The 22368-nt window shown below is 69.1% G+C and carries 17 protein-coding genes and 1 pseudogene; 10 read left to right on the top strand and 8 right to left on the bottom strand.

Features of this window, described 5'->3' with window-relative positions; all coding sequences use genetic code 11:
• The first annotated feature begins 122 nt into the window (after nt 1-122).
• The 3 genes from ACY34J_RS03075 to ACY34J_RS03065 all read left to right on the top strand — a co-directional run bounded on the left by ACY34J_RS03075 (nt 123) and on the right by ACY34J_RS03065 (nt 4146).
• On the top strand, nt 123-548 hold the full coding sequence (locus tag ACY34J_RS03075; RefSeq protein ID WP_462724714.1) for a (deoxy)nucleoside triphosphate pyrophosphohydrolase: 426 nt from the start codon (nt 123-125) through the stop codon (nt 546-548).
• Between the two features lie 280 nt (nt 549-828).
• The gene (locus ACY34J_RS03070) at nt 829-1314 is read left to right on the top strand and encodes an ATP-binding protein (protein WP_462724541.1); all 486 of its coding nucleotides are present in this window, start codon (nt 829-831) and stop codon (nt 1312-1314) included.
• A 201-nt stretch (nt 1315-1515) separates the two neighbouring features.
• Nucleotides 1516-4146 (top strand): SpoIIE family protein phosphatase, encoded by a 2631-nt coding sequence (locus ACY34J_RS03065; RefSeq protein ID WP_462724542.1) that lies wholly within the window; start codon nt 1516-1518, stop codon nt 4144-4146.
• Nucleotides 4147-4243: 97 nt separating this feature from the next.
• On the opposite strand, the gene ACY34J_RS03060 is transcribed toward ACY34J_RS03065, so the two are convergent.
• The 4 genes from ACY34J_RS03060 to ACY34J_RS03045 all read right to left on the bottom strand — a co-directional run bounded on the left by ACY34J_RS03060 (nt 4244) and on the right by ACY34J_RS03045 (nt 8178).
• Complete coding sequence (locus tag ACY34J_RS03060; protein ID WP_462724543.1) at nt 4244-5011, bottom strand: succinate dehydrogenase/fumarate reductase iron-sulfur subunit; 768 nt, start codon at nt 5009-5011, stop codon at nt 4244-4246.
• Nucleotides 5008-6954, bottom strand: coding sequence for a fumarate reductase/succinate dehydrogenase flavoprotein subunit (locus ACY34J_RS03055; protein ID WP_462724544.1), 1947 nt, complete (start codon nt 6952-6954; stop codon nt 5008-5010). The genes ACY34J_RS03060 and ACY34J_RS03055 overlap by 4 nt, the downstream gene beginning before the upstream one ends.
• A gap of 17 nt (nt 6955-6971) precedes the next feature.
• Complete coding sequence (locus ACY34J_RS03050) at nt 6972-7814, bottom strand: hypothetical protein (RefSeq protein WP_462724545.1); 843 nt, start codon at nt 7812-7814, stop codon at nt 6972-6974.
• A gap of 67 nt (nt 7815-7881) precedes the next feature.
• Nucleotides 7882-8178, bottom strand: a complete 297-nt coding sequence (locus ACY34J_RS03045) for a hypothetical protein (RefSeq protein WP_462724546.1) — start codon at nt 8176-8178, stop codon at nt 7882-7884.
• Nucleotides 8179-8571: 393 nt separating this feature from the next.
• Here ACY34J_RS03045 and ACY34J_RS03040 point away from each other — a divergent pair, with 393 nt between their 5' ends.
• On the top strand, nt 8572-10377 hold the full coding sequence (locus ACY34J_RS03040) for an ABC transporter family substrate-binding protein (protein WP_462724547.1): 1806 nt from the start codon (nt 8572-8574) through the stop codon (nt 10375-10377).
• A gap of 239 nt (nt 10378-10616) precedes the next feature.
• Nucleotides 10617-12515 carry a translational GTPase TypA gene (typA, locus tag ACY34J_RS03035; RefSeq protein ID WP_462724548.1) on the top strand — a complete coding sequence of 633 codons (1899 nt, stop codon included), beginning with the start codon at nt 10617-10619 and terminating at the stop codon, nt 12513-12515.
• Nucleotides 12516-12614: 99 nt separating this feature from the next.
• Here typA and ACY34J_RS03030 read toward each other — a convergent pair.
• Nucleotides 12615-12920 (bottom strand): annotated as a pseudogene (locus ACY34J_RS03030) (Uma2 family endonuclease); the annotation flags it as partial.
• A gap of 289 nt (nt 12921-13209) precedes the next feature.
• On the opposite strand from ACY34J_RS03030, the gene ACY34J_RS03025 reads away from it, so the two are divergent.
• Genes ACY34J_RS03025 through ACY34J_RS03005 form a run of 5 tightly spaced genes read left to right on the top strand, consistent with a single transcriptional unit; the run spans nt 13210 to nt 18824 of the window.
• The gene (locus tag ACY34J_RS03025; RefSeq protein WP_462724549.1) at nt 13210-14829 is read left to right on the top strand and encodes a peptide ABC transporter substrate-binding protein; all 1620 of its coding nucleotides are present in this window, start codon (nt 13210-13212) and stop codon (nt 14827-14829) included.
• Nucleotides 14830-14857: 28 nt separating this feature from the next.
• Entirely contained in the window at nt 14858-15781 is a 924-nt protein-coding gene (locus ACY34J_RS03020) for an ABC transporter permease (RefSeq protein ID WP_462724550.1), read from the top strand.
• Nucleotides 15774-16754, top strand: a complete 981-nt coding sequence (locus ACY34J_RS03015) for an ABC transporter permease (protein WP_462724551.1) — start codon at nt 15774-15776, stop codon at nt 16752-16754. Before ACY34J_RS03020 ends, ACY34J_RS03015 begins: the two co-directional genes overlap by 8 nt.
• Nucleotides 16755-16810: 56 nt before the next feature.
• Nucleotides 16811-17770, top strand: a complete 960-nt coding sequence (locus ACY34J_RS03010; RefSeq protein ID WP_462724715.1) for an ABC transporter ATP-binding protein — start codon at nt 16811-16813, stop codon at nt 17768-17770.
• On the top strand, nt 17760-18824 hold the full coding sequence (locus ACY34J_RS03005) for an ABC transporter ATP-binding protein (RefSeq protein ID WP_462724552.1): 1065 nt from the start codon (nt 17760-17762) through the stop codon (nt 18822-18824). The genes ACY34J_RS03010 and ACY34J_RS03005 overlap by 11 nt, the downstream gene beginning before the upstream one ends.
• A gap of 344 nt (nt 18825-19168) precedes the next feature.
• Here the strand turns inward: ACY34J_RS03005 and ACY34J_RS03000 are convergent, their stop codons facing one another.
• From ACY34J_RS03000 to ACY34J_RS02990, 3 genes are read right to left on the bottom strand one after another with little or no spacing between them, the layout of a single operon-like run.
• Nucleotides 19169-20305 (bottom strand): ABC transporter ATP-binding protein, encoded by a 1137-nt coding sequence (locus ACY34J_RS03000; protein WP_462724553.1) that lies wholly within the window; start codon nt 20303-20305, stop codon nt 19169-19171.
• A 13-nt stretch (nt 20306-20318) separates the two neighbouring features.
• A complete protein-coding gene (locus ACY34J_RS02995) occupies nt 20319-21380 on the bottom strand; it encodes an ABC transporter ATP-binding protein (protein ID WP_462724554.1) in 1062 nt (353 codons plus the stop codon).
• Nucleotides 21381-21390: 10 nt separating this feature from the next.
• Entirely contained in the window at nt 21391-22368 is a 978-nt protein-coding gene (locus tag ACY34J_RS02990) for an ABC transporter permease (RefSeq protein ID WP_462724555.1), read from the bottom strand.

The raw sequence follows: 22368 nt of genomic DNA, 5'->3' as shown, positions 1-22368 counted from the left end.
GGTCGATCGGGCAACGCAGCAGATGGCCGTGCCAGGGCGGCGAGCGGGGCAAACCCTGGTGACGCGGCACTAGGCGCCGGGGCGGGCATAGGGTTTCCCGCGTGACGGGAGACCAGACGCGGATCGTGGTCGGCGGGGCGGTGCTCCACGCCGGGCGGCTGCTGGCCGCCCGGCGCAGCGCCCCGCCGGCCCTGGCCGGCCGGTGGGAGCTGCCCGGCGGCAAACTCGAACCCGGTGAGTCGCCCGAGCAGGGTCTCGTGCGCGAGCTGCGCGAAGAGCTTGGCGTCGAGGTGGAGCCGGTCGAGCGGATCCCGGGGGAGTGGCAGCTGAAGCCGGGGTACGTCCTGCAGGTGTGGACCGTGCGGCTGGTCTCCGGCGAGCCGCGGGCGCTCCAGGAGCATGACGCGCTGCGGTGGCTCACCCCGGACCGGATCGACGAGGTCGACTGGCTGGAGCAGGACCGCCCCGCCGTGGCGGAGGCGGCGCGACGACTGACAGTGCACCCGGAGCCGCCGGTTCCGCCGGCGTGTGTGCGACCGCCGGGCTGACCGGCGTACTGAACGCCCCCTGATTCCCTCGGTGTCCGTGCGACCCGGGACCGATCACCATGCCCGCGACTGCCGGGTCGACCGGCGCACACACAGCGGTCTGGCTGGGGCCAGGGGCGGCGGTTCCGAATGGGCGGCGCGCACGGCTGATCGCCTACGCCTTTCGTGCCACAGTGCGCCTTATATGGCGATAGTACGGATCTGATATCGGGTATGTGGTCAGTAGTCCGCCCGAAAATCCCCCCGAAATCGGACAGCGGGGCCTGCCATTCGTCAGGAAGTGGTCGGCGTGAGCGATACCGCAGGGGCCCACGAGTCGACTCCCGCTGCCACCCGCCGCCGCCCCGCGGCCCGCGACGCCCTCCCCGACCGGCCCCCGTCCCGGGGCGGATTTGTTGCCGAGTGGAGCTTCCCCGCAGAGCCCGGTGCCGTACGCAATGCCCGCGCTGTCGTGCGCGCGACCCTCAATGAGTGGGGACTGAACGTCATCGCCGACATGGCCGTACTGCTCGTCAGCGAGCTGGTCACCAACTCTCTGCGCCACGCGAGGGGTCCCATCGGGGTCCGTCTCGAACGCCGCGGGAGTGACGTCCTGCGTGTCGAGGTGTCCGACCCGGTGCCCGATCTGCCGCTGACGCGCAGTGCGGCGCTGGACGACGAGGGGGGCAGAGGCCTGCAGCTGGTGGCGCGTATGTCCCGGCGCTGGGGGACCCAGCACAGCCGGGCGGGGAAGACGGTGTGGTTCGAGCTGGGCTTGCCGGGTTAGGAGAGAGGGGGAATGCTGATCAACGTTGTGGCGATCATGGTTGTGATCAGGTCGAATGCCGTCGCTCGGTGCCGTCTGCGCGGAACCGGTAAGGCGGTTGAGACCGTGCTGTGATCGTGAAGGCCGTGTTCCGGAAGGCCCTCGATGCTGGATACTCGGCGCAGGCCGGCCCGGGCAAGGTGAGCTGGAGGGGACGGGCGCGTGAGCGACATACCAGCGGGGGCGGAGACGCCCGACGAGAGAGCTGTTGCCCCGACGTGGCAGAGCAGCCCGCCGGGGTCGCTCTATGACTACATCCGGGTTGCCTCGTTCTCGCTGGGCCCCGATGGCCGCATCGACCACTGGAGCGAGCGCGCCGCCGAGTTGCTGGGCATCCCCGCGGCCGAAGCCGTGGGCAAGGATCCCATGACGTTCGTCCCGTCCGACCTGCGGGACCTCGGGCACCGCAAGATCGCGGAAATCATGGACGGACGGGAATGGATCGGCCTGGTGCCGTTCCGCGCCGTCGACGGCGCCCGGCGGGGTGGCCTCGCCGAGGTCTATGTGATGCCCACTCAGACCGATGACGGCGAGCGCGGCGCCCTGTGCATCGTCGTGGACGTACGAGCCCTGCGGCGCATCGAAACCGACCTCGCCGCCTCGCAGGCTGTTTTCGGTCAATCTCCCATGGGCTTCATGCTGTTCAGCCCGGACTTGAAGCTGCTGCGCGTCAACGAGCGCTTCGCGACCGTCTTCGGCGGCAGTGTCGAGTCCCACCGCGGCCGTGGCCCCTTCGACTACCTCCCCAGCGGCGAGGCCGAACGGCTCACAATCGCCCTCCGCCAAGTCCTGCAAACCGGCAACCCGGTGACGGATATTCAGCTCATGAGCGGCGTCCCCGGCCATGCCGAGCGGCGCCGCTGGTCGCTCAACCTCTACCGGCTGCACAGCGCCAGTGGCCGCCCCATCGGCGTGGCCGCGCTCGGCACCGACGTCACCAGCCGCCGCAACGCAGAGCGCGAGGCCGCCAGCGCCCGCCGTAATCTCGCGCTGCTCAACGCCGCCGGTGCCCGGATCGGCAACTCCCTCAACACCGAGACCACCGCCCGCCAGCTCCTCGATGTCGTCGTACCGCAGTTCTGCGATCTGGCCTCCGTGGACCTCTACCAGGGTCTGCTCGCCGGGGACGAGACCCCGGCGGGACTCGCCGACGGCAGCGCCGAGCTGCGCCGCGTCGCCTTCGCCAGCGCCGTCTCCGACGCCCCCGTCGCCATCGCCACCTGCTGCGGGCCCGACGGCGAAGAGCCCGCCCCCGTCGCCGTCGGCGCCGTGCACCGCTACCCCTTCAACTCGCCCTGCGCCAACGCCCTGCGCACCGCCCAGACCCAGGTCATCACCGGCCGGGACGGCGACGAGGGCGACGGAGCCCCCTTCGGCGCGGTCGTGCAGTCCACCCTGGCCGTGCCGATGGTCGCCCACGACACCGTCGTCGGGCTGGCCCAGTTCTCCCGTACGAAGGGCAGTGAGCCGTTCGGCGAGCGCGACATCGCCCTCGCCGCCGAACTGGCCGCCCGCGCCGCCGTCTGCATCGACAACGCCCGGCTCTACCGCCGTGAGCACGAGCGTGCCCTGATACTCCAGCGCAGCCTGCTGCCGCCCGGTGACCCGGAGGCCGCCGGGCTCGACATCGCCTGCCGCTACCTCCCCGGAAACACCGCGACCGAGGTCGGCGGAGACTGGTTCGACGTCATCCAGCTGCCTGGTCACCGCACGGCCCTGGTCGTCGGCGACGTCATGGGCCGAGGGCTGCGCGCTGCCGTCGCCATGGGCGAACTGCGCACGGCCGTACGGACCCTCGCGCTGCTCGACCTGGAGCCCGCCGAGGTGCTGGCCGCCCTGGACGAGATCGCCCGCGGGCTGGGGGCGCCCGCCGGAACACACGGAGGCGCGCACGCCGCCGCGCGCGCCTCCCGAAGCAACCGGGGCAGCGCGTCCGACCTCTCCGAGGTCTACCTCGCCACCTGCGTGTACGCCGTGTACGACCCGGTCAGCCGGCGCTGTACGTTCGCCAACGCCGGGCATCTGCCGCCCGTCCTCGTCGAGCCCGGCGAGCCCGCGCTGATGCTGGAGGTCCCCACCGGCATGCCGCTCGGCGTGGGCGGCGAGCCCTTCGAGGAGATCGAGGTGGAGCTGCCCGACGGCGCTCTGCTCGCCCTCTACACCGACGGCCTCGTCGAGTCCCGCGACCACCCGCTGGACGAGGGTCTGCAGGCGCTCTGTACGGCCCTCAGGGACCCGGCACGGCCCCTGGAGGATGTGTGCGACCACGTCCTGGGCACCCTCGACACCCACCATGGAGAGGACGACATCGCCCTGCTCATGGCCCGCGTGCAGGGACTGCCGACCCAGTCGGTTGGTGACTGGATCCTCGACTCGGAGCCGAAGTCCGTCGCCCGCGCCCGCGAGCTGGCGCGCGAACAGCTGACGGCCTGGGGCCTGGAGTCACTGGCGGACACCACCGAGCTGCTGGTCAGTGAACTCGTCACCAACGCCCTGCGCTACGGCGATGTGGGGGTGCCGCCGGCCAAACGAGACGGCGAGATCCGGCTGCGGCTGCTGCTGGACCACACGCTGGTGTGCGAGGTCTGGGACGGCGGTCTCGTACAGCCGCGCCGCCGCCGGGCCCGCGACACCGACGAGGGCGGCCGCGGCCTGCAACTGGTCGGCATGCTCAGCGCCGGCTGGGGCAGCCGCCGGACCCCCCATGGCAAGACGGTCTGGTTCGAACTCGCCCTGCCGGACGGGCAGACGGCGGCCGCGGACCCGGTGGAGGCCCTGCTCAGCCTGTTCTGAGACTGCCCCCGGCGTTCCGCGCCACAACCCTCCCGGCCACCCGCCCCGGAATGGAGGCGAGTGGCCGGAAACCACGCGCCGGAGGCGCGGGAAGGGGCTACCGCCCGCGGCGTCGGATCTTGGTCCCCAGCCAGACCAGTGGATCGTACTTACGATCCACTGCCCGCTCCTTGAGCGGGATCAGGGCATTGTCGGTGATCTTGATGTGCTCAGGGCAGACTTCCGTGCAGCACTTGGTGATGTTGCAGTAGCCCAGGCCGTGGTCGTCCTGGGCCGTGCGCTTGCGGTCCAGACCGGTCTCCTCGGCCGCGTCCAGCGGATGCATGTCCAGCTCCGCGATCCGCATCAAGAAGCGCGGGCCGGCGAACACCGCCTTGTTCTCCTCGTGGTCGCGCACCACATGGCAGGTGTCCTGGCACAGGAAGCACTCGATGCACTTGCGGAACTCCTGCGAGCGCCCCACGTCCTCCTGCTGCATCCGGTACTCGCCAGGGCCAAGGTCCGAGGGCGGTACGAAGGACGGGATCTCGCGCGCCTTCGCATAATTGAAGGACACATTCGTCACCAGGTCCCGTACGACGGGGAAGGCCCGCAGCGGCGTGACCGTGACCGTCTCGTCCCGCTCGAAGACCGACATGCGGGTCATACACATCAGCCGGGGGCGGCCGTTGATCTCCGCGCTGCACGAACCGCACTTGCCCGCCTTGCAGTTCCAGCGAACCGCCAGGTCCGGAGCCTGCGTCGCCTGGAGGCGGTGAATGATGTCGAGGACGACCTCGCCTTCGTTCACCTCAACCTTGAAGTCGTCCAGACCGCCGCCGTCCGCGTCGCCCCGCCACACCTTGAAGTGGGCTGTGTAGCTCACTGGCTCAGCTCCTCGTCCGTCAGGTACTTGAGCAGTTCGTCCTTCTCGAAGAGACCGAGCAGGTCGGCGCGGATGGGCGGGGTGGTGACCCGTACCAGCCGGATCTGGCCCCGCTCCGGGTCGGTCGCCGCCAGGCCGCGCGTGGGATCGGCCAGCTCACACCGCAGATTCACACTGCGCCAGGTGCGGTCCATCGCCGGCCAGTCCTCGCGGGTGTGCCCGCCGCGGCTCTCGGTGCGCTCCAGCGCCGAGCGCGCCACGCACTCGCTGACCAGCAGCATGTTCCGAAGGTCCAGCGCCAGGTGCCAGCCGGGGTTGAACTGCCGGTGCCCCTCGACCCCGGCCCGCCGGGCCCGTACCCGCAGCTCCGCCAGCTTCTCCAGGGCCTGCCGCATCTCCGGCTCGCGGCGGATGATGCCGACGAGGTCGTTCATCGCCTGCTGCAGCTCCTGGTGCACGGAGTACGGGTTCTCGGCCGGGCGGCCATCCGGATGGTCGGCGTCCGGTCCCTCCGCGCTGAACGGGCGAAGCGCCTCGGCCGACGCCGCGTCCACCTCGCTGTCGTGCACCACCGGGCGCTCGTCCGCCGTGAGGTTCGCGGAGTACTGCGCGGCGTGCAGTCCGGCCCGGCGGCCGAAGACCAGCAGGTCGGACAGCGAGTTGCCGCCGAGCCGGTTGGAGCCGTGCATACCGCCGGCGACCTCTCCGGCCGCATACAGGCCCGGCACTCCCACGGCGGCCGCGGTGTCGGAGTCGACGGCGACCCCGCCCATCACATAGTGGCAGGTCGGACCGACCTCCATCGGCTCGGCCGTGATGTCGACGTCCGCCAGCTCCTTGAACTGGTGGTACATGGACGGCAGCCGGCGCCGGATGACCTCGGCGGGCATCCGGGTCGAGACGTCCAGGTACACCCCGCCGTGCGGGGAGCCGCGGCCGGCCTTCACCTCGGAGTTGATGGCGCGGGCGACCTCGTCGCGGGGCAGCAGCTCAGGCGGGCGGCGGTTGTGGTCCGGGTCCTCGTACCAGCGGTCCGCCTCATCCTCGGTCTGTGCGTACTTCTCCTTGAAGACATCCGGGATGTAATCGAACATGAACCGGTTGCCCTCGCTGTTGCGCAGCACCCCGCCGTCGCCCCGTACGGACTCGGTGACGAGGATGCCCTTGACCGACGGCGGCCAGACCATCCCGGTGGGGTGGAACTGCACAAACTCCATGTTGACCAGCGAGGCGCCGGCGAGCAGGGCCAGGGCGTGGCCGTCGCCGGTGTACTCCCAGGAGTTGGAGGTCACCTTGAAGGACTTGCCGATACCGCCGGTGGCGAGGATCATCGCGGGGGCCTCGATGACGAAGAAGCGCCCCGACTCGCGCTCGTACGTGAACACGCCCGAGACCCGCCCCCCGTCCTTGAGGACCCGGGTGACGGTGCACTCCTGAAAGACCTTCAGCCGGGCCTCGTAGTCCCCGTACTCCCGGTGGTCCTCCTGCTGGAGCGAGACGACCTTCTGCTGGAGGGTGCGGATCAGCTCCAGGCCCGTACGGTCGCCGACGTGGGCCAGCCGCGGGTACTCGTGCCCGCCGAAGTTCCGCTGCGAGATGCGCCCGTCGGCCGTACGGTCGAACAGCGCGCCCCACGTCTCCAGCTCCCACACCCGGTCCGGGGCCTCGCGGGCGTGGAGCTCCGCCATCCGCCACTGGTTGAGGAACTTGCCGCCGCGCATGGTGTCGCGGAAGTGCACCTGCCAGTTGTCGCCCTCGTTGACGTTGCCCATGCTGGCCGCGATGCCGCCCTCGGCCATGACCGTATGGGCCTTGCCGAACAGCGACTTGCAGATCACGGCGGTGCGCAGGCCCTGCTCGCGGGCCTCGATCGCGGCGCGCAGGCCGGCGCCGCCCGCGCCGACCACGACCACGTCCCACGCCTGCCGTTCCAGTTGCGTCATGGTTTTTCGCATCCCCCTCAGAAGAACTTCGGGTCGTCGAAGGCGCCGGTCGCGAGCAGATAGACGTAGAAGTCGGCGAGCGCGACGCTGATGAGTGAGGCCCAGGCGAGCAGCATGTGCCGCTCGTTGAGCCGTCCCACCCAGGTCCACAGCTTGTAGCGGACCGGGTGCTTGGAGAAGTGCCTGAGGCGGCCGCCGACGATGTGCCGGCAGGAGTGGCAGGACAGCGTGTACGCCCAGATCAGGACGATATTGACCAGGAACACCAGCGTCCCCAGTCCCATATGGCCCCACTCGTACTGCTCATTGCGGAAGCCGAGCACGGTGTCGTAGGTGAGGATTCCGGCCACCGGCAGCGCCGCGTAGAAGAAGTAGCGGTGGATGTTCTGCAGGATCAGCGGGAAGCGGGTCTCGCCGCTGTACGTCTGGTGCGGCTCGGCGACGGCGCAGGCCGGGGGTGAGGCCCAGAAGCCGCGGTAGTACGCCTTGCGGTAGTAGTAGCAGGTCAGCCGGAAGCCGAGCGGGAAGATCAGGATCAGCAGGGCGGGGGACAGGCCCCACCAGCTGCCGAAGATCTCGATATTGGGTCCGTCCCGCATCGTCGCGCAGTTCTCCGCCAGACACGGCGAGTAGAACGGCGAGACATACGGGGCGGAGTAGTAGTGCTCGTTCGCGAAGGCCCGCCAGGTCGAGTACACGATGAAGGCGAGCAGCCCGGCCGCGGTGACGGCGGGCGCCAACCACCAGCGATCGGTGCGCAGATGCTTGGCGGAGATGGCGGCGCGCGCGGCGGAGTGCACTCCGCCACGCGCGCCGCTGGGTTCGTCGGTGTCCGTTCGGGGTTCGGTGCCAGTGGCCAAGGGGGACTCCGTGGTGGAGTGGGGTCGGCGGGTGGACGCGGTACTGCGTGCGAAGCAGGGCGTCCCGCTACGGTGCGCGCCGGTCCCGTGCCCCGAGTCCCTCGTCCTCGGCGTCCGCCCACAGGGCGCTGTTGTACGGGGTGTCGGGGATGGTGACCAGCTCGGGGCGCGCGGGCGCCGGCTGCGGTGTGCCCTGGGAGGCGGATTCCCGCAGCAGTGCGAGGCTGTCGCGCAGATGCTCGGCGTCGGTGCGCACCCGGCGGATCTCCAGGCCGCCTCCGACATGCTGCTCCAGTCGGCCGACGGAGCGGCCCAAATCGTCGAGACAGCGCTGAGCGGCTGTCAGATCGTCCTGCAGGGACATTGAGTCCTCACCTCCGCGTGGGCCCTCCTCGCCAAAGCGGCCAGGAGGCCGGGTGGCAACGCTGACGACCAAGAGAGTGTCGCGCGTCACATCTGCTCTTGTGAAGGGAACTACCACGATTGCCTCGTTCGTGTCGCCGCGAGCGCGCCCCGCCGCGCCGGCGGCGGGTTGCTGCGTACGGGTGGGATGCCGGGGTCCGCCGCCGTGTCGGCGTGCCCGAGCGGAACCGGTCGATTTCAGTGGGTCCGCGATAGGTGTGATGAGCGGCAAAAGCGGCCGAACGTGTGCAGCCCGGAGGTACCAGCCATGTCCATCGACGGCGTCCGAGGCGGGGCGGCTTCCCTTACGACCGCTCGCACACGTTCCCGTATCCGTCCTCGTACGCCTGGCCGTATGCGCCGCCTGGCGTTGCTCGCGGGGGGCCTGATGCTGCCGCTGCCCCTGCTGGCCGGATGCAGCGATTCCGGGAGCGGGTCCGAGGGGGCGGCGGTCCCGCCGGACATCGCGGCCACCCCGCGCGCCCAGGTCCGCGACAGCGGCACGGTGCGCTGGGCGGTCGACGCCATGCCCGAGACCCTCAACACCTTCCAGTCCGGGGCCGACGCGGCCGGCGACCGCATCGCGGCTGCCGTGCTGCCCACGCTGTTCACCCTCGACGACCGCGGCCGGCCGCAGCGCAACCCCGACTACCTGGACTCCGCCGACGTCGTCGAGCGCGAGCCCAAGCAGGTCGTGGCCTACAAGATCAATGAGTCCGCGACCTGGAGCAACGGGCGGCCCATCACCGTCGCGGACTTCCTGACCCAGGCGAGGGCGCTCAGCGGCAAGGACCACTCCTACTGGACGGCACGCAACGCCGGCTATGACCGGATCGCGAAGGTGGAACAGGGCGCCAGTCAGCAGGAGGTGCGGATCACGTTCGACAAGCCCTACACCGACTGGCGGTCGCTGTTCAGCCCGCTCTACCCGCTGGAGGTCATGGGCAGCGCCGACGCGTTCAATGACGGCGCCCGCAAGACGCTGAAGGTGACAGCCGGGCCGTTCCAGATCAAGGGCCGCGACACCGGCGCCGAGACCATCACGCTGGTACGCAACCGACGCTGGTGGGGCGACCGCGCCAAGGCCGACCAGCTCGTCTTCACGGCCGTGCCGCGCGAGCGGCGGGCCACGGCGCTCGCCGCGGGCGAGCTGGACATCGCCGAGATCGACCGCCCCACCGTCAACAAGATCCACCAGGCGGCCAAGCCGCAGGACGGCCGCAAGCACGAGGGACCGGGGCTCGCCGGACCGCAGGAAGCCGCGCTGCGCGGCTACGTGGTGCGCAAGTCCCTCGAGCCCGCGTACACCCAGCTCGCGCTCAACGGCGAGTCCGGCCCGCTCGCCGACGAGCGGGTGCGGCGCGCCGTCGCCCGCGCGATCGACCGCAAGGCCATCGCCAAGGCCGTCCTCAAACCACTCCGTCTGCCCGCCGAACCACAGGGCAGCCATCTGCTGATGGTGGGGCAGCCGGGGTACGAGGACAACAGTGCCGCGCTCGGCGACCAGGACACCCAGGCCGCGCAGGGGCTGCTCGCCGAGGCGGGCTGGCACCCGGGCAGTGGGGCCAACCAGCCGAAGCGGGCGGACGTCGCCGACGGCAGCAAGGCCAAGACCTCGGAGGCCCGGGTGCTCACGAAGAACGGCAAGTCCCTCACCCTGAGCTTCGTGCTGCCGTCCGACCCCGGTTCGGAGCAGCTGCGGATGGTCGGCGACCGGATCGCCAAGATGCTGCAGTCGATCGGGGTCGCCACTGAGATCACCAAGGTCGACGACGAGAGCTACTTCAAGGACCACGTCGCCTCGGGCGACTACGATCTCGCGCTCTACTCGTGGCCCGGCAGCGCTTACCCGGCGACCGACGGCCGGCCGATCTTCGCCAAGCCGCGGCCGGCGTCGGACGGCTCGCTGATCGTCGAGCAGAACTACACCCGGGTCGGCAGCGACTACATCGACCAGCTCTTCGACCAGGCGGTCACCGAGCTGGACGCCGGGGCGTCGCGGGAGCTGGTGGGGCGGGCCGATGCCCGGATCTGGGCGGCGGCCGGATCGATTCCGCTCTACCCGCGGCCGCAGCTGGTGGCGGCCAAGTCGAATCTGGTGAACGTGGGTGCGTTCGGGTTCGCTACGCCGCGCTACCAGGACATCGGCTTCATGCGGTAGTCGCCGGCCTTCCGGCGATTCCGCCGGGGGAGTTCTCCCGCCCACCCGCCCCTGATCAGGGGCGGGTGGGCGATTCCGGGTTGGGGCCCACCGGCCCCCGGGGCCGGGACCATGGTCCCGGGCTTGCGCCACGGCCCGGCCCCGTACCATGGGGTGAGGCCGTGGCGATGATCTGCCCGGCAGCGCGCGTACCGGACCGGGCGCGCAGCCATCCACGATTCCGGGAGAAGCCGCGCAGTATGCCCACGCGCCACGACATTCGTAACGTCGCCATCGTCGCCCACGTCGACCACGGCAAGACGACCCTCGTCGACGCCATGCTGAAGCAGGCCGGCGCATTCGCCGCCCACCAGCAGGTGGACGACCGCGTGATGGACACAGGCGACCTCGAGCGCGAGAAGGGCATCACCATTCTCGCGAAGAACACCGCGGTCAAGTACCACCCCAAGGACGGTGGCGACCCGGTCACCATCAACATCATCGACACCCCCGGCCACGCCGACTTCGGCGGCGAGGTTGAGCGCGGCCTGTCGATGGTGGACGCGGTCGTCCTGCTCGTGGACGCCTCCGAGGGCCCGCTGCCGCAGACCCGCTTTGTGCTCCGCAAGGCGCTGCAGGCGAAGATGCCGGTCATCCTGTGCATCAACAAGACCGACCGCCCGGACTCCCGGATCGCCGAGGTCGTCGACGAGACCTACGACCTGTTTCTGGACCTGGACGCGACCGAGGAGCAGATCGAGTTCCCGATCGTCTACGCCTGCGCCCGTGACGGCATCGCCTCCCTGACCCAGCCGGAGGACGGCACCGTCCCGGCCGACAGCGACAGCCTCGAGCCGTTCTTCTCCACCCTCCTCGAGCACGTCCCGGCTCCGGAGTACGACGACTCGGCCCCGCTCCAGGCGCACGTGACCAACCTGGACGCCGACAACTTCCTCGGCCGTATCGCGCTGCTCCGCGTCGAGCAGGGCGAGCTGAAGAAGGGGCAGACCGTCGCCTGGATCAAGCGCGACGGCTCGATCCAGAACGTCCGCATCACCGAGCTGATGATGACCGAGGCGCTCACCCGTAAGCCCGCCGAGAAAGCCGGGCCGGGCGACATCTGCGCGGTCGCCGGTATCCCGGACATCATGATCGGCGAGACCCTGGCCGACCCGGAGAACCCGATCGCGCTGCCGCTGATCACGGTCGACGAGCCGGCGATCTCGATGACCATCGGTACGAACACCTCGCCGCTGGTCGGCCGCGGCTCCACCGGCAAGGGCGCGGACAAGTCCGCCGTAAAGGACCGCAAGGTCACCGCCCGGCTGGTCAAGGACCGCCTGGACCGCGAGCTGATCGGTAACGTCTCGCTGCGCGTCCTGCCGACCGAGCGCCCCGACGCCTGGGAGGTTCAGGGCCGTGGTGAGCTCGCGCTGGCGATCCTCGTCGAGACCATGCGCCGGGAGGGCTTCGAGCTGACCGTCGGCAAGCCGCAGGTGGTCACCAAGGAGGTCGACGGCAAGGTCTACGAGCCGGTCGAGCGCATCACCATCGACGTTCCCGAGGAGCACATGGGCGCGGTCACACAGCTCATGGGCACCCGCAAGGGCCGGATGGACAACATGTCCAACCACGGCTCCGGCTGGGTCCGCATGGAGTTCGTCGTCCCGTCCCGTGGCCTCATCGGCTTCCGTACCGAGTTCCTGACGAACACCCGCGGTACGGGCATCGCCCACTCCATCCACGAGGGCCACGAGCCGTGGTTCGGCACGCTGACGACCCGTAACAACGGCTCTCTGGTCGCCGACCGCTCCGGCGCCGTCACCGCCTTCGCGATGACCAACCTCCAGGAGCGCGGCGTGCTGTTCGTCGAGCCGGGCACCGAGGTGTACGAGGGCATGATCGTCGGTGAGAACTCCCGCTCCGACGACATGGACGTCAACATCACCAAGGAGAAGAAGCTCACCAACATGCGGTCGTCCACGGCCGATGTGGCCGAGTCGATTGTGCCGCCGCGCAAGCTGTCGCTGGAGCAGTGCCTGGAGTTCTGCCGTGACGACGAGTGCGTCGAGGTGACTCCGGAGGCGGTCCGTATCCGCAAGGTCGTGCTGGACCAGAAGGAGCGCGCCCGCACCGCGTCCCGCGCCAAGCACGCGTGACGCCGCGCTGGGCTTTCCCGGCCCGGTCGTACGCGCCCGGCACCGGGTGCCCGGCTGATCTCCCCGCTGAGCCGCCCCGGCAGGGGTGGGTCAGCGTGACTACAGATTGCTGGTGTCCAGCTCCAGGCCGAATGGCTCGGGCAAAGTGATCGAGGTCCCGAAGGGGTGTGGTCCGTCGACGCGGGTGTAGCCGAACCGGCCGGGCTCGGAGAACAGGGTGCAGCTCCGCTCCTGCCGGTCCACCAGCAGGTACATCGGAGCGCCGTACTCCGCGTACCGCTTCCGCTTGTTGGCGACGCGGCCGGTCTCGCCGTTGGACTCGGAGGTCACCTCCACCACAAGGAGTGTCTGGTCAGGCAGCAGGGCGTCTCCGCCTTTGGCCAGTTCCTCGGGGACGACGGCGAGCGACGACCCCGACACGGTCGTCACCACATCCCCCCGCGCTCGGCGTGTTCATCCGTGCCGTGAAGGCGGGCGAATTCGATCACCTGGCGGAGTAAGCGATCCGGCGGAAGCATTCCGCTTCCTTTCGGGCGGCACTGCCCGCATCCGGCACGGGAAAACCGTCCCGCCGCGTGCCGTGTCACGCGTTCGGGCGGTTCTGGGGGCTGTTCTGAAGATATGACGCAATATGGGGCGGTTCGGGGTGTTATCTGGGTCTACTGATGACCCGGCACTCATGAGGAGGCACCCCATGCGCGGAGCCACGCACGCCAGGTGGGCCGCCCGCGCGGTGGCCGTCGCCCTGCTGGCGACGACGACGGCGTGCGGCGGAGGGGGCGGTGACAGTGAGGGGATCCTCAGCGCCTCGTGGGGCGACCCACAGAACCCCCTCGAGCCCGCCAACACCAATGAGGTGCAGGGGGGCAAGGTCCTCGACATGGTCTTCCGCGGGCTCAAGCGGTACAACCCGAAGACCGGCCAGGCCGAGAACATGCTCGCCGAGAAGATCGAGACCAAGGACTCGCAGAACTTCACCGTCACGATCAAGAAGGGCTGGACCTTCAGCAACGGCGAGAAGGTCACCGCACGGTCCTTCGTCGATGCCTGGAACTACGGGGCTCTCCTCTCCAACAAACAGCGCAACGCACCCTTCTTCTCCGCCATCAAGGGCTACGACCAGGTGCACCCGGAGTCCGGCAGCCCGAGCGCCAAGACGATGTCCGGGCTCGAGGTCAAGAACGACCGGACCTTCACCGTCCAGCTCACCCAGAAGTTCTCCACCTGGCCCGACACCCTGGGATACGCCGCCTTCGTCCCGCTGCCCCGGGCGTTTTACACCGACCACGCGGCCTGGCTGCGCAAGCCGATCGGCAATGGCCCGTACGCCATCGAGTCGTACACCAAGGGCTCACAGATGAAGCTGCGCTCCTGGGACGGTTACCCGGGCGATGACAAGGCGCAGAACGGCGGCGTCGATCTGAAGGTCTACACCGACAGCAACACCGCCTACACCGACCTCCAGGCGGGGAACCTGGACCTCGTCGACGACATCCCCGCCTCCCAGTTGAAGAACGTGAAGTCCGACCTCGGCGACCGCTACCTCAACCAGCCCGCCGGCATCATCCAGACCCTCACCTTCCCCTCGTACGACAAGAACTGGGGCGCGGGCAAGGAGCTGATCCGCCGGGGGCTGTCGATGGCGATCAACCGCCGTCAGATCACCGATCAGATCTTCCAGCAGACCCGTACCCCCGCCAGCGACTGGACCTCCCCGGTCCTCGGCAAGGACGGCGGCTACAAGGCCGGGCTGTGCAACACGGCGTGCGAATACAACCCGGCGGAGGCGAGAAAGCTGATCAAGAAGGGCGGCGGCCTCCCCGGCGGCACGGTGACGATCACCTCCAACGTCGACACCGGTTCCCACAGGGTGTGGATGGACGCCGTCTGCAACAGCATCAACAACGCCCTGCGTAACGACCGGGCGTGCAGGGTCAGCCCGGTCGGCACCTTCGCGGACTACCGCAACAGGATTCACAGCCACAAGATGACCGGCCCGTTCCGCGCCGGCTGGCAGATGGACTACCCGCTGATCCAGAACTTCCTGCAGCCGCTGTACTACACCAACGCCTCGTCCAACGACGGCAAGTGGAGCAACAAGAAGTTCGACCGGCTCATCGACGCGGCCAACGCCGAGACCAAGAGCTCCGCAGCCATCGCGACGTTCCAGGACTCCGAGAAGATCCTCGCCGACCAGATGCCCGCCATCCCGCTGTGGTACCAGAACGGCAGCGCCGGCTGGTCGGACCGCCTCTCCGACGTGACCCTCAACCCGTTCAGCGTGCCCGTCTACAACGAGATCAAGGTCAGCTGACCCGCCGTCCCCGACCCCCGGAGCCCCCATGGGACGCTATGTGATCCGGCGGCTGCTCCAGATGATCCCGGTGTTCATCGGCAGCACCTTCCTGATCTTCTTCATGGTGTACGCGCTCGGAGACCCGGTCGCCGCCCTGTTCGGCGACCGCGCCCCCGACCCCGCCACCGCGGCGCAGATCCGTAAGGACCTTCTGCTCGACGAGCCGCTGTGGATGCAATACCTCCACTACATGGGGCAGATCTTCCAGGGCGACTTCGGCACCGCCTTCAACGGCCAGCCGGTCACCGAGCTGCTGGCGAACGCCTGGCCCATCACCATGCGCCTGACCATCGTCGCCATCGTCATCGAGATGATCGTGGGCATCGTCCTCGGCGTGGTCGGCGGGCTGCGCCGGGGCCGGACGGTCGACACCACGGTGCTCTTCCTCACCCTGATCGTCATCTCCATCCCGACCTTCGTCACCGGCTATCTGCTGCAGTTCGTCTTCGGCGTCAAGTGGGGCCTCGTCCGTCCGTCTGTCTCCTCAGAGGCACGGCTGGACGAGCTGATCCTGCCCGGTGTCGTGCTGGCGCTGGTGTCCCTGGCGTACGTCACCCGTCTCACCCGGACCGCGATCGCGGAGAACGTGCGCGCCGACTACGTACGGACGGCCATCGCGAAAGGCCTGCCCCGGCGCCGGGTGATCACCCGTCATCTGCTGCGCAACTCGCTGATCCCCGTGGTGACCTTCATCGGTACGGACATCGGCGCCCTCATGGGCGGGGCCATCGTCACCGAGCGGATCTTCAACATCCACGGCGTCGGCTACCAGCTCTACCAGGGCATCCTGCGCAACAACGCCCCGACCGTCGTCGGCTTCGTCACCATCCTGGTGATCGTCTTCCTGCTGGCGAACCTCGTCGTCGACCTTCTCTACGCCGTGCTGGACCCGAGGATCCGCTATGCCTGACGCGCACTACGACCGGGAAGCCATCGCGCCGACCGGCACCGGTGGCCCCATGGACCTCGCCCTCAGCGAGGCACAGACGCTGGAGCAAGCACCCGGCACCGGCCAGGTCCCCGACGGCCCGGCCGCCCGGCCGCGCAGCCTGTGGTCGGACGCCTGGCGCGAGCTGCGCCGCAACCCCGTCTTCGTCATCTCCGGGCTGCTGATCGTCTTTCTGGTCCTGATCGCGATCTGGCCCGAGCTGATCGCCAGCCGCGATCCGCTGAAGTGCGATCTGGCCCGGTCCCAGCAAGGCTCGGTGCCCGGGCACCCCTTCGGCTTCGACACCCAGGGCTGCGACGTGTACACGCGCACGGTGTACGGCGCCCGTGCCTCGGTCACCGTCGGCGTGTGTGCCACGCTCGGCGCCGCCCTCCTCGGCAGCCTGATCGGCGGCCTGGCCGGCTTCTTCGGCGGCTGGTGGGACGCCCTCTTCTCCCGGGTCGCGGACATCTTCTTCGGCATCCCCGTCGTCCTCGGCGGACTGGTCTTCCTCTCCGTTGTCACCGGCAGCACGGTGTGGCCGGTGGTCGGCTTCATCGTGCTGCTGGGCTGGCCGCAGGTCGCGCGCATCGCCCGCGGATCAGTGATCACCGCCAAGCAGAACGACTATGTCCAGGCCGCCCGGGCCCTCGGCGCCGGCAACGCCCGGATGCTGGTGCGCCATGTCGCCCCCAACGCCATCGCCCCGGTGATCGTGGTGGCGACGATCGCGCTCGGTACGTACATCGCTCTGGAGGCGACACTGTCCTTCCTGGGTGTCGGGCTGCGCCCGCCCACCGTCTCCTGGGGCATCGACATCTCCAACGCCGCCCCGCAGATCCGCAACGCGCCGCACATGCTGCTGTGGCCGGCGGGCGCGCTGAGCATCACCGTGCTGGCGTTCATCATGCTCGGCGACGCCGTACGCGACGCCCTCGACCCCAAGCTGCGCTGAGGAGGGCCTAGGTGACCACGCTGCTGGACGTACGCGATCTGCACGTCGAATTCCGGATGCGGGACGGTGTCGTCAAGGCCGTGAACGGTGTCTCCTACAGCGTCGGCGCGGGCGAAACCCTGGCCGTGCTGGGCGAGTCCGGCTCGGGCAAGTCGGTGACCGCGCAGGCGATCATGGGCATTCTCGACAGCCCGCCCGGCTTTGTCACGGGCGGCGAAATCGTCTTCCAGGGCCGGGATCTGCTGACGATGCCCGCTGAGGAGCGCCGGAGCCTTCGCGGCGCCAAGATGGCGATGATCTTCCAGGACGCGCTGTCCGCGCTGAATCCGGTGCACACGGTGGGCGCGCAGCTCGGCGAGATGTTCCAGGTGCACCGGGGCCTGTCCCGTAAAGAGGCCAGGGCCAGGGCCGTTGAGCTGATGGACCGGGTACGGATCCCCGCGGCGCGCAACCGGGTGAATGATTATCCGCACCAGTTCAGTGGGGGTATGCGGCAGCGCATCATGATCGCGATGGCGTTGGCGCTGGAGCCGGATCTGATCATCGCGGACGAGCCGACCACGGCGCTCGATGTGACGGTGCAGGCGCAGGTGATGGACCTGCTCGCGGAGTTGCAGCGCGAGTACAACATGGGTCTGATCCTGATCACTCATGATCTGGGTGTAGTCGCGGATGTGGCCGACAAGATCGCGGTGATGTACGCGGGGCGGATCGTGGAGGCGGCCCCGGTCTTCGAGTTGTACAAGCGGCCGGCGCATCCGTACACGCGTGGTCTGCTGGACTCCATCCCGCGCCTGGACCAGAAGGGCCAGGAGCTCTACGCCATCAAGGGCCTCCCGCCGAATCTCATGGCCATCCCCTCCGGCTGCCCCTTTCACCCCCGCTGCCCGCGAGCCCGGGACCTCTGCCGTACGGACCGCCCGCAGCTGTATCCCGTCGCGGAGAACGACGGCACGCCGATTCCGGGCCGCGCCAGTGCCTGTCACTTCTGGAAGGACCAGCTGAATGCCTTCTGAGCCGATCCTCGAAGTACGGGACTTGGCCAAGCTCTATCCGCTGACCCGCGGGGTGCTGCTCAAGAAGCAGGTCGGGGCGGTCAGGGCGGTTGACACGGTCTCCTTTGAGCTGGGGCGCGGCGAGACCTTGGGCATTGTGGGGGAGTCCGGCTGCGGCAAGTCCACCGTGGCGAAGATGCTGGTGCATCTGGAGCAGCCGACGTCGGGGCAGATCCGGTACAAGGGCGAGGACATCACCCGGCTGTCGGGCCGTGCGCTGAAGGCCGTACGGCGCAACATCCAGATGGTGTTCCAGGACCCGTACACCTCGCTCAATCCGCGGATGACGGTCGGCGACATCATCGGCGAGCCCTTCGAGATCCACCCGGAGGTCGCGCCGAAGGGCGACCGGCGGCGCAAGGTGCGGGAACTGCTCGATGTGGTCGGTCTCAACCCCGAGTACATCAACCGGTATCCGCACCAGTTCTCCGGCGGGCAGCGGCAGCGCATCGGTATCGCTCGGGGGCTGGCGCTGAACCCGGAGATCATCGTCGCGGACGAGCCGGTCTCCGCGCTGGATGTCTCGGTGCAGGCGCAGGTCGTCAATCTCATGGAGCGGCTGCAGAACGAGTTCGGTCTGTCGTACATCGTCATCGCGCACGACCTGTCGATCGTCCGGCACATCTCCGACCGGGTGGCGGTGATGTACCTGGGCCGCTTCGCCGAGATCGGCACGGACGAGGAGATCTACGAGCACCCGACGCACCCCTATACGCAGGCGCTGCTGTCCGCGGTCCCCGTACCCGACCCGGAAGCCCGCGAGCGGCGGGGGAGGATCCTGCTGTACGGGGATGTGCCGTCGCCGGCCGATCCGCCATCGGGCTGCCGCTTCCGTACGCGTTGCTGGAAAGCGCAGGAGCGGTGTGCGGTGGAGGTGCCGCGGCTGGCGGTGCCGGCGGAGTTCCGCTCCGTGCGGGGCCCGGTCGCGCACGCGTCGGCGTGCCACTTCGCGGAGACGCTGCCGCTGGGGCGTGCGGACCCGGGGGAGATGCGGACTGAGCAGTCCAGCGCGTAGGCGGGTCTTTCCCCTTACCCGCCCCTTCCCGTAACCCGGGCTCCGCCCCGGGCCCTGGTCCTCAATCTCCCCCGGCCACCGCTGGGGGTGCCCCCAGGAGGTACCCCCGGAGGGGCTGAGATTCAGCCCCTCCGGCGCTTGAGGACACTCCCCCTACGCCCTGCGGGCGTAGGGGGAGTTCGGGGTCTGGGGGTGCCCGCAGTTACGGGAAGGGGCGGGGTAGGGGAGAGAGCCCGCCGCAGGCGCAGCGCACCGGCCCCGGAAAATGCCGGAACCCGCGCCCGTGTGGAACTGGGGTGTATGGACGCGGGTTCCGGCCCGAGCGGAGGCCGCTGCGACTCGGGTCAATGGGAGTCGGACGCCTCCTCGATCGCGGCCAGTGCGGGGTCGAGGATGACGTCCTCGCCGCGGGCGGCGGTCGTCGGCTCTTCAGGGAAGTGGCACGCGGTCAGGTGCCCTTCCTGGTTGCCCTCGATTTTTACCAGGGGCGGCTCTACCTCCGCACACCGGTCCTGTGCCTTCCAGCACCGGGTTCGGAACCGGCATCCGGAGGGCGGATTGATCGGGGAGGGCACGTCGCCGGCGAGGCGGATCCGCTCCCGACGCTCGCCGCCCTCCCCGTCCTCCGCGTCGTTGAGCGACGCCTCGGGCACCGCCGACAGCAGGGCATGGGTGTACGGGTGCCGCGGCCGGTTGTAGATCGAGTCGCGGTCGCCGACCTCCACCACCTTGCCCAGGTACATCACGGCCACGCGGTGCGAGAAGTGCCGTACCACGGCCAGGTCGTGGGCGATGAAGAGGAAGGCGATGCCCAGCTCGCGCTGGAGCTCCTGGAGCAGGTTGACGACCTGGGCCTGGATGGAGACATCGAGTGCGGAGACCGGCTCGTCGGCGACGATCAGCTTCGGTTCGAGCGCCAGGGCGCGGGCCACGCCGATGCGCTGCCGCTGGCCGCCGGAGAACTCGTGCGGGAAGCGGTTGTAGTGCTCGGGGTTGAGACCGACGATCTCCAGCAGCTCGCGCACGCGCTTCTCGCGACCGCCCGGCGGATTGATCCCGTTGATCTCCATCGGGCCGCCGATGATCGTGCCGACGGTCTGCCGCGGGTTCAGAGAGGAGTACGGGTCCTGGAAGATCATCTGGATCTCGGAGCGGATCGGTGCCAGCTTCTTGCGGCCCGCGTGCGTGATGTCCTGGCCCCGGTAGAGGATCTTCCCGGCGGTGGGCTCCATAAGCCGGGTGAGCAGCCGGCCGGTGGTGGACTTGCCGCAGCCGGACTCGCCGACGAGGCCGAAGCTCTCGCCCGCGTTCACGGCCAGATCGATACCGTCGACGGCCTGCACCGCGCCGACTTTCCGTTTGATCGGAAAGCCCCCCATGATCGGGAAGTGCTTGACCAGCCCTTCGGCGACGAGCAACGGCTCGTCCTTCCCCGCGGCAGTGTCGCGCGGTGCGGGCAGGGTGACGTTGGTGTCCTTCATGGTCTGTCTCTCCCTAGCCCAGGCGGGGCTTGATCCGCTCGGCGAAGAACTGCTGCTTCTGCTCGGCCGTCAGATGACAGGCGGCGCCGCGTCCGGGCGGCAGCAGCGGACGTTCGTCGGCGCACCGGGTGCCGCCCACCTCCGCAGTGAAACCGCAACGCGGGTGGAAGGGGCAGCCGGAGGGCGGCGTGAGCAGGCTCGGCGGGGCGCCGGGGATGGGGATCAGCGGCTCGTCCACCGTGGAGGACAGTCGCGGCATCGACCCCAGTAGCCCCCAGGTGTACGGGTGGTGGGGCGCACTCAGGACCTCCCTGACGGAACCGCGCTCGACGGCCCGGCCCGCGTACATGACCAGGATGTCGTCCGCGGTGTTCGCGACCACACCCAGGTCGTGCGTTATCAGGATGATCGCGGATCCGAACTCCTGCTGGAGGTCCTTGAGGAGATCCAGGATCTGCGCCTGGACGGTCACGTCCAGCGCCGTCGTCGGCTCGTCCGCGATCAGCAGCTCGGGGTTGCAGACCAGTGCCATCGCGATCATCGCGCGCTGCCGCATACCGCCGGAGAACTGGTGCGGATAGTCGTCCACGCGCAGGTTGGGCTGCGGGATGCCGACCTTGGTGAGCATCTCGATGGCCCGCTGCCGGGCTTCGCGCTTGCTCGCGCCGGTGTGCTTCATATACGGCTCGGCGATCTGGCGGCCCACCGTGTAGTACGGCGACAGGGCCGTCAGCGGATCCTGGAAGATCATCGCCATCTTGTTGCCGCGCAGCGCCTCGAGGGTGCGCTCGCGGGCCCCGGTGAGCTCCTGGCCGTCCAGGATGATCTCGCCCGCGATCTGCGTGGTCTTCGGGTTGTGCAGACCCAGCACGGTGAGGTTGGTCACCGACTTGCCGGATCCCGACTCGCCGACGATGCCCAGGGTCTTGCCGCGCTCCAGGTCGAACGACAGGCCGTCCACGGCCTTGACGATGCCGTCCTCGGTGGTGAACCGGACGTACAGATCGCGCACCGAGAGGAAGGGGTCCGACCCGGTCGGGGCCGCAGCGCCCTCGGTCTTGGTGAGTGTGGTCACGGTCGTTCTCCTAGGACAGCCGCACGCGCGGGTCGATGTAGGCGTAGGCGAGGTCCACGACGATGTTCAGGAGCAGGATGAAGAAGGCGCCGAACAGCATCACGCCCATCGTCAGCGGGATGTCCTTGGTCAGAGAGGACTGCACCGCGAGACGGCCGATTCCGGCCAGGTCGAAGGTGAACTCGGTGACCACCGCGCCGGAGAGCAGGGAGCTGAGGTCCATGCCGATGATGGTGACGATGGGGATCAGCGAGCCGCGCCAGGCGTACCGGAAGAACACGTACTTCCGTGCCATGCCCTTGGCGCGCGCGGTACGGACGTGCTCCTCCTGGAGCTGCTCGATCATCGTGGAGCGCGCCATACGGGTGTACTGGGCGGTGAAGATCGTCGCCATGACCGCCCAGGGGATCAGCATCCCGATGAACCACGCGACAGGATCGTCGAAGGGCGAGACGTACCTGGGGTTCTCCATCCAGCCCGTGCTGTAGACCAGCAGGCCCAGCACGATCGGGCCGAGCAGGTAGATCTGGAAGGAGCTGAGCACCATCGAGGCGCCGCTGAGGACCTTGTCGACGGCGGTGCCGCGCTTCCAGGCGGCGACCAGGCCGGTGCCGAGACCGAAGAGGAGGAAGATGATCAGGCCGCCGATGGTCAGCGACAGGGTGAGCGGGAAACGGTCGATGATCGAATCCCAGACGAAGTCCCCGCTGGCGAAGGAGACGCCCAGGCAGGGCGCCGGGCAGTGGCCCTGCGGGAAGTCACGGCCGGCCACGATTCCCGCCATGAACTCCCAGAACTGGGTGGTGATGGGCTTGTCGAGGCCGAGGTTCTCGCGGATCACCGCGATGTTCTGGGGGCTGCAGTTCTTGCCGCAGGCGAGCTCGGCGAAGTCTTGCGGGATCGAATAGAACAGGAAGAACGTGAAGGCGCCGATCAGGAACATGATGACGACGGCGCCGGTCACCCTGCGGATCAGAAACGGAAGCAT

It is taken from the genome of Streptomyces sp. HSS9-12, from assembly GCF_054963655.1.
Note: the sequence above shows the minus strand (reverse complement) of the source record. Positions and strands in the feature narration are given on the sequence as shown.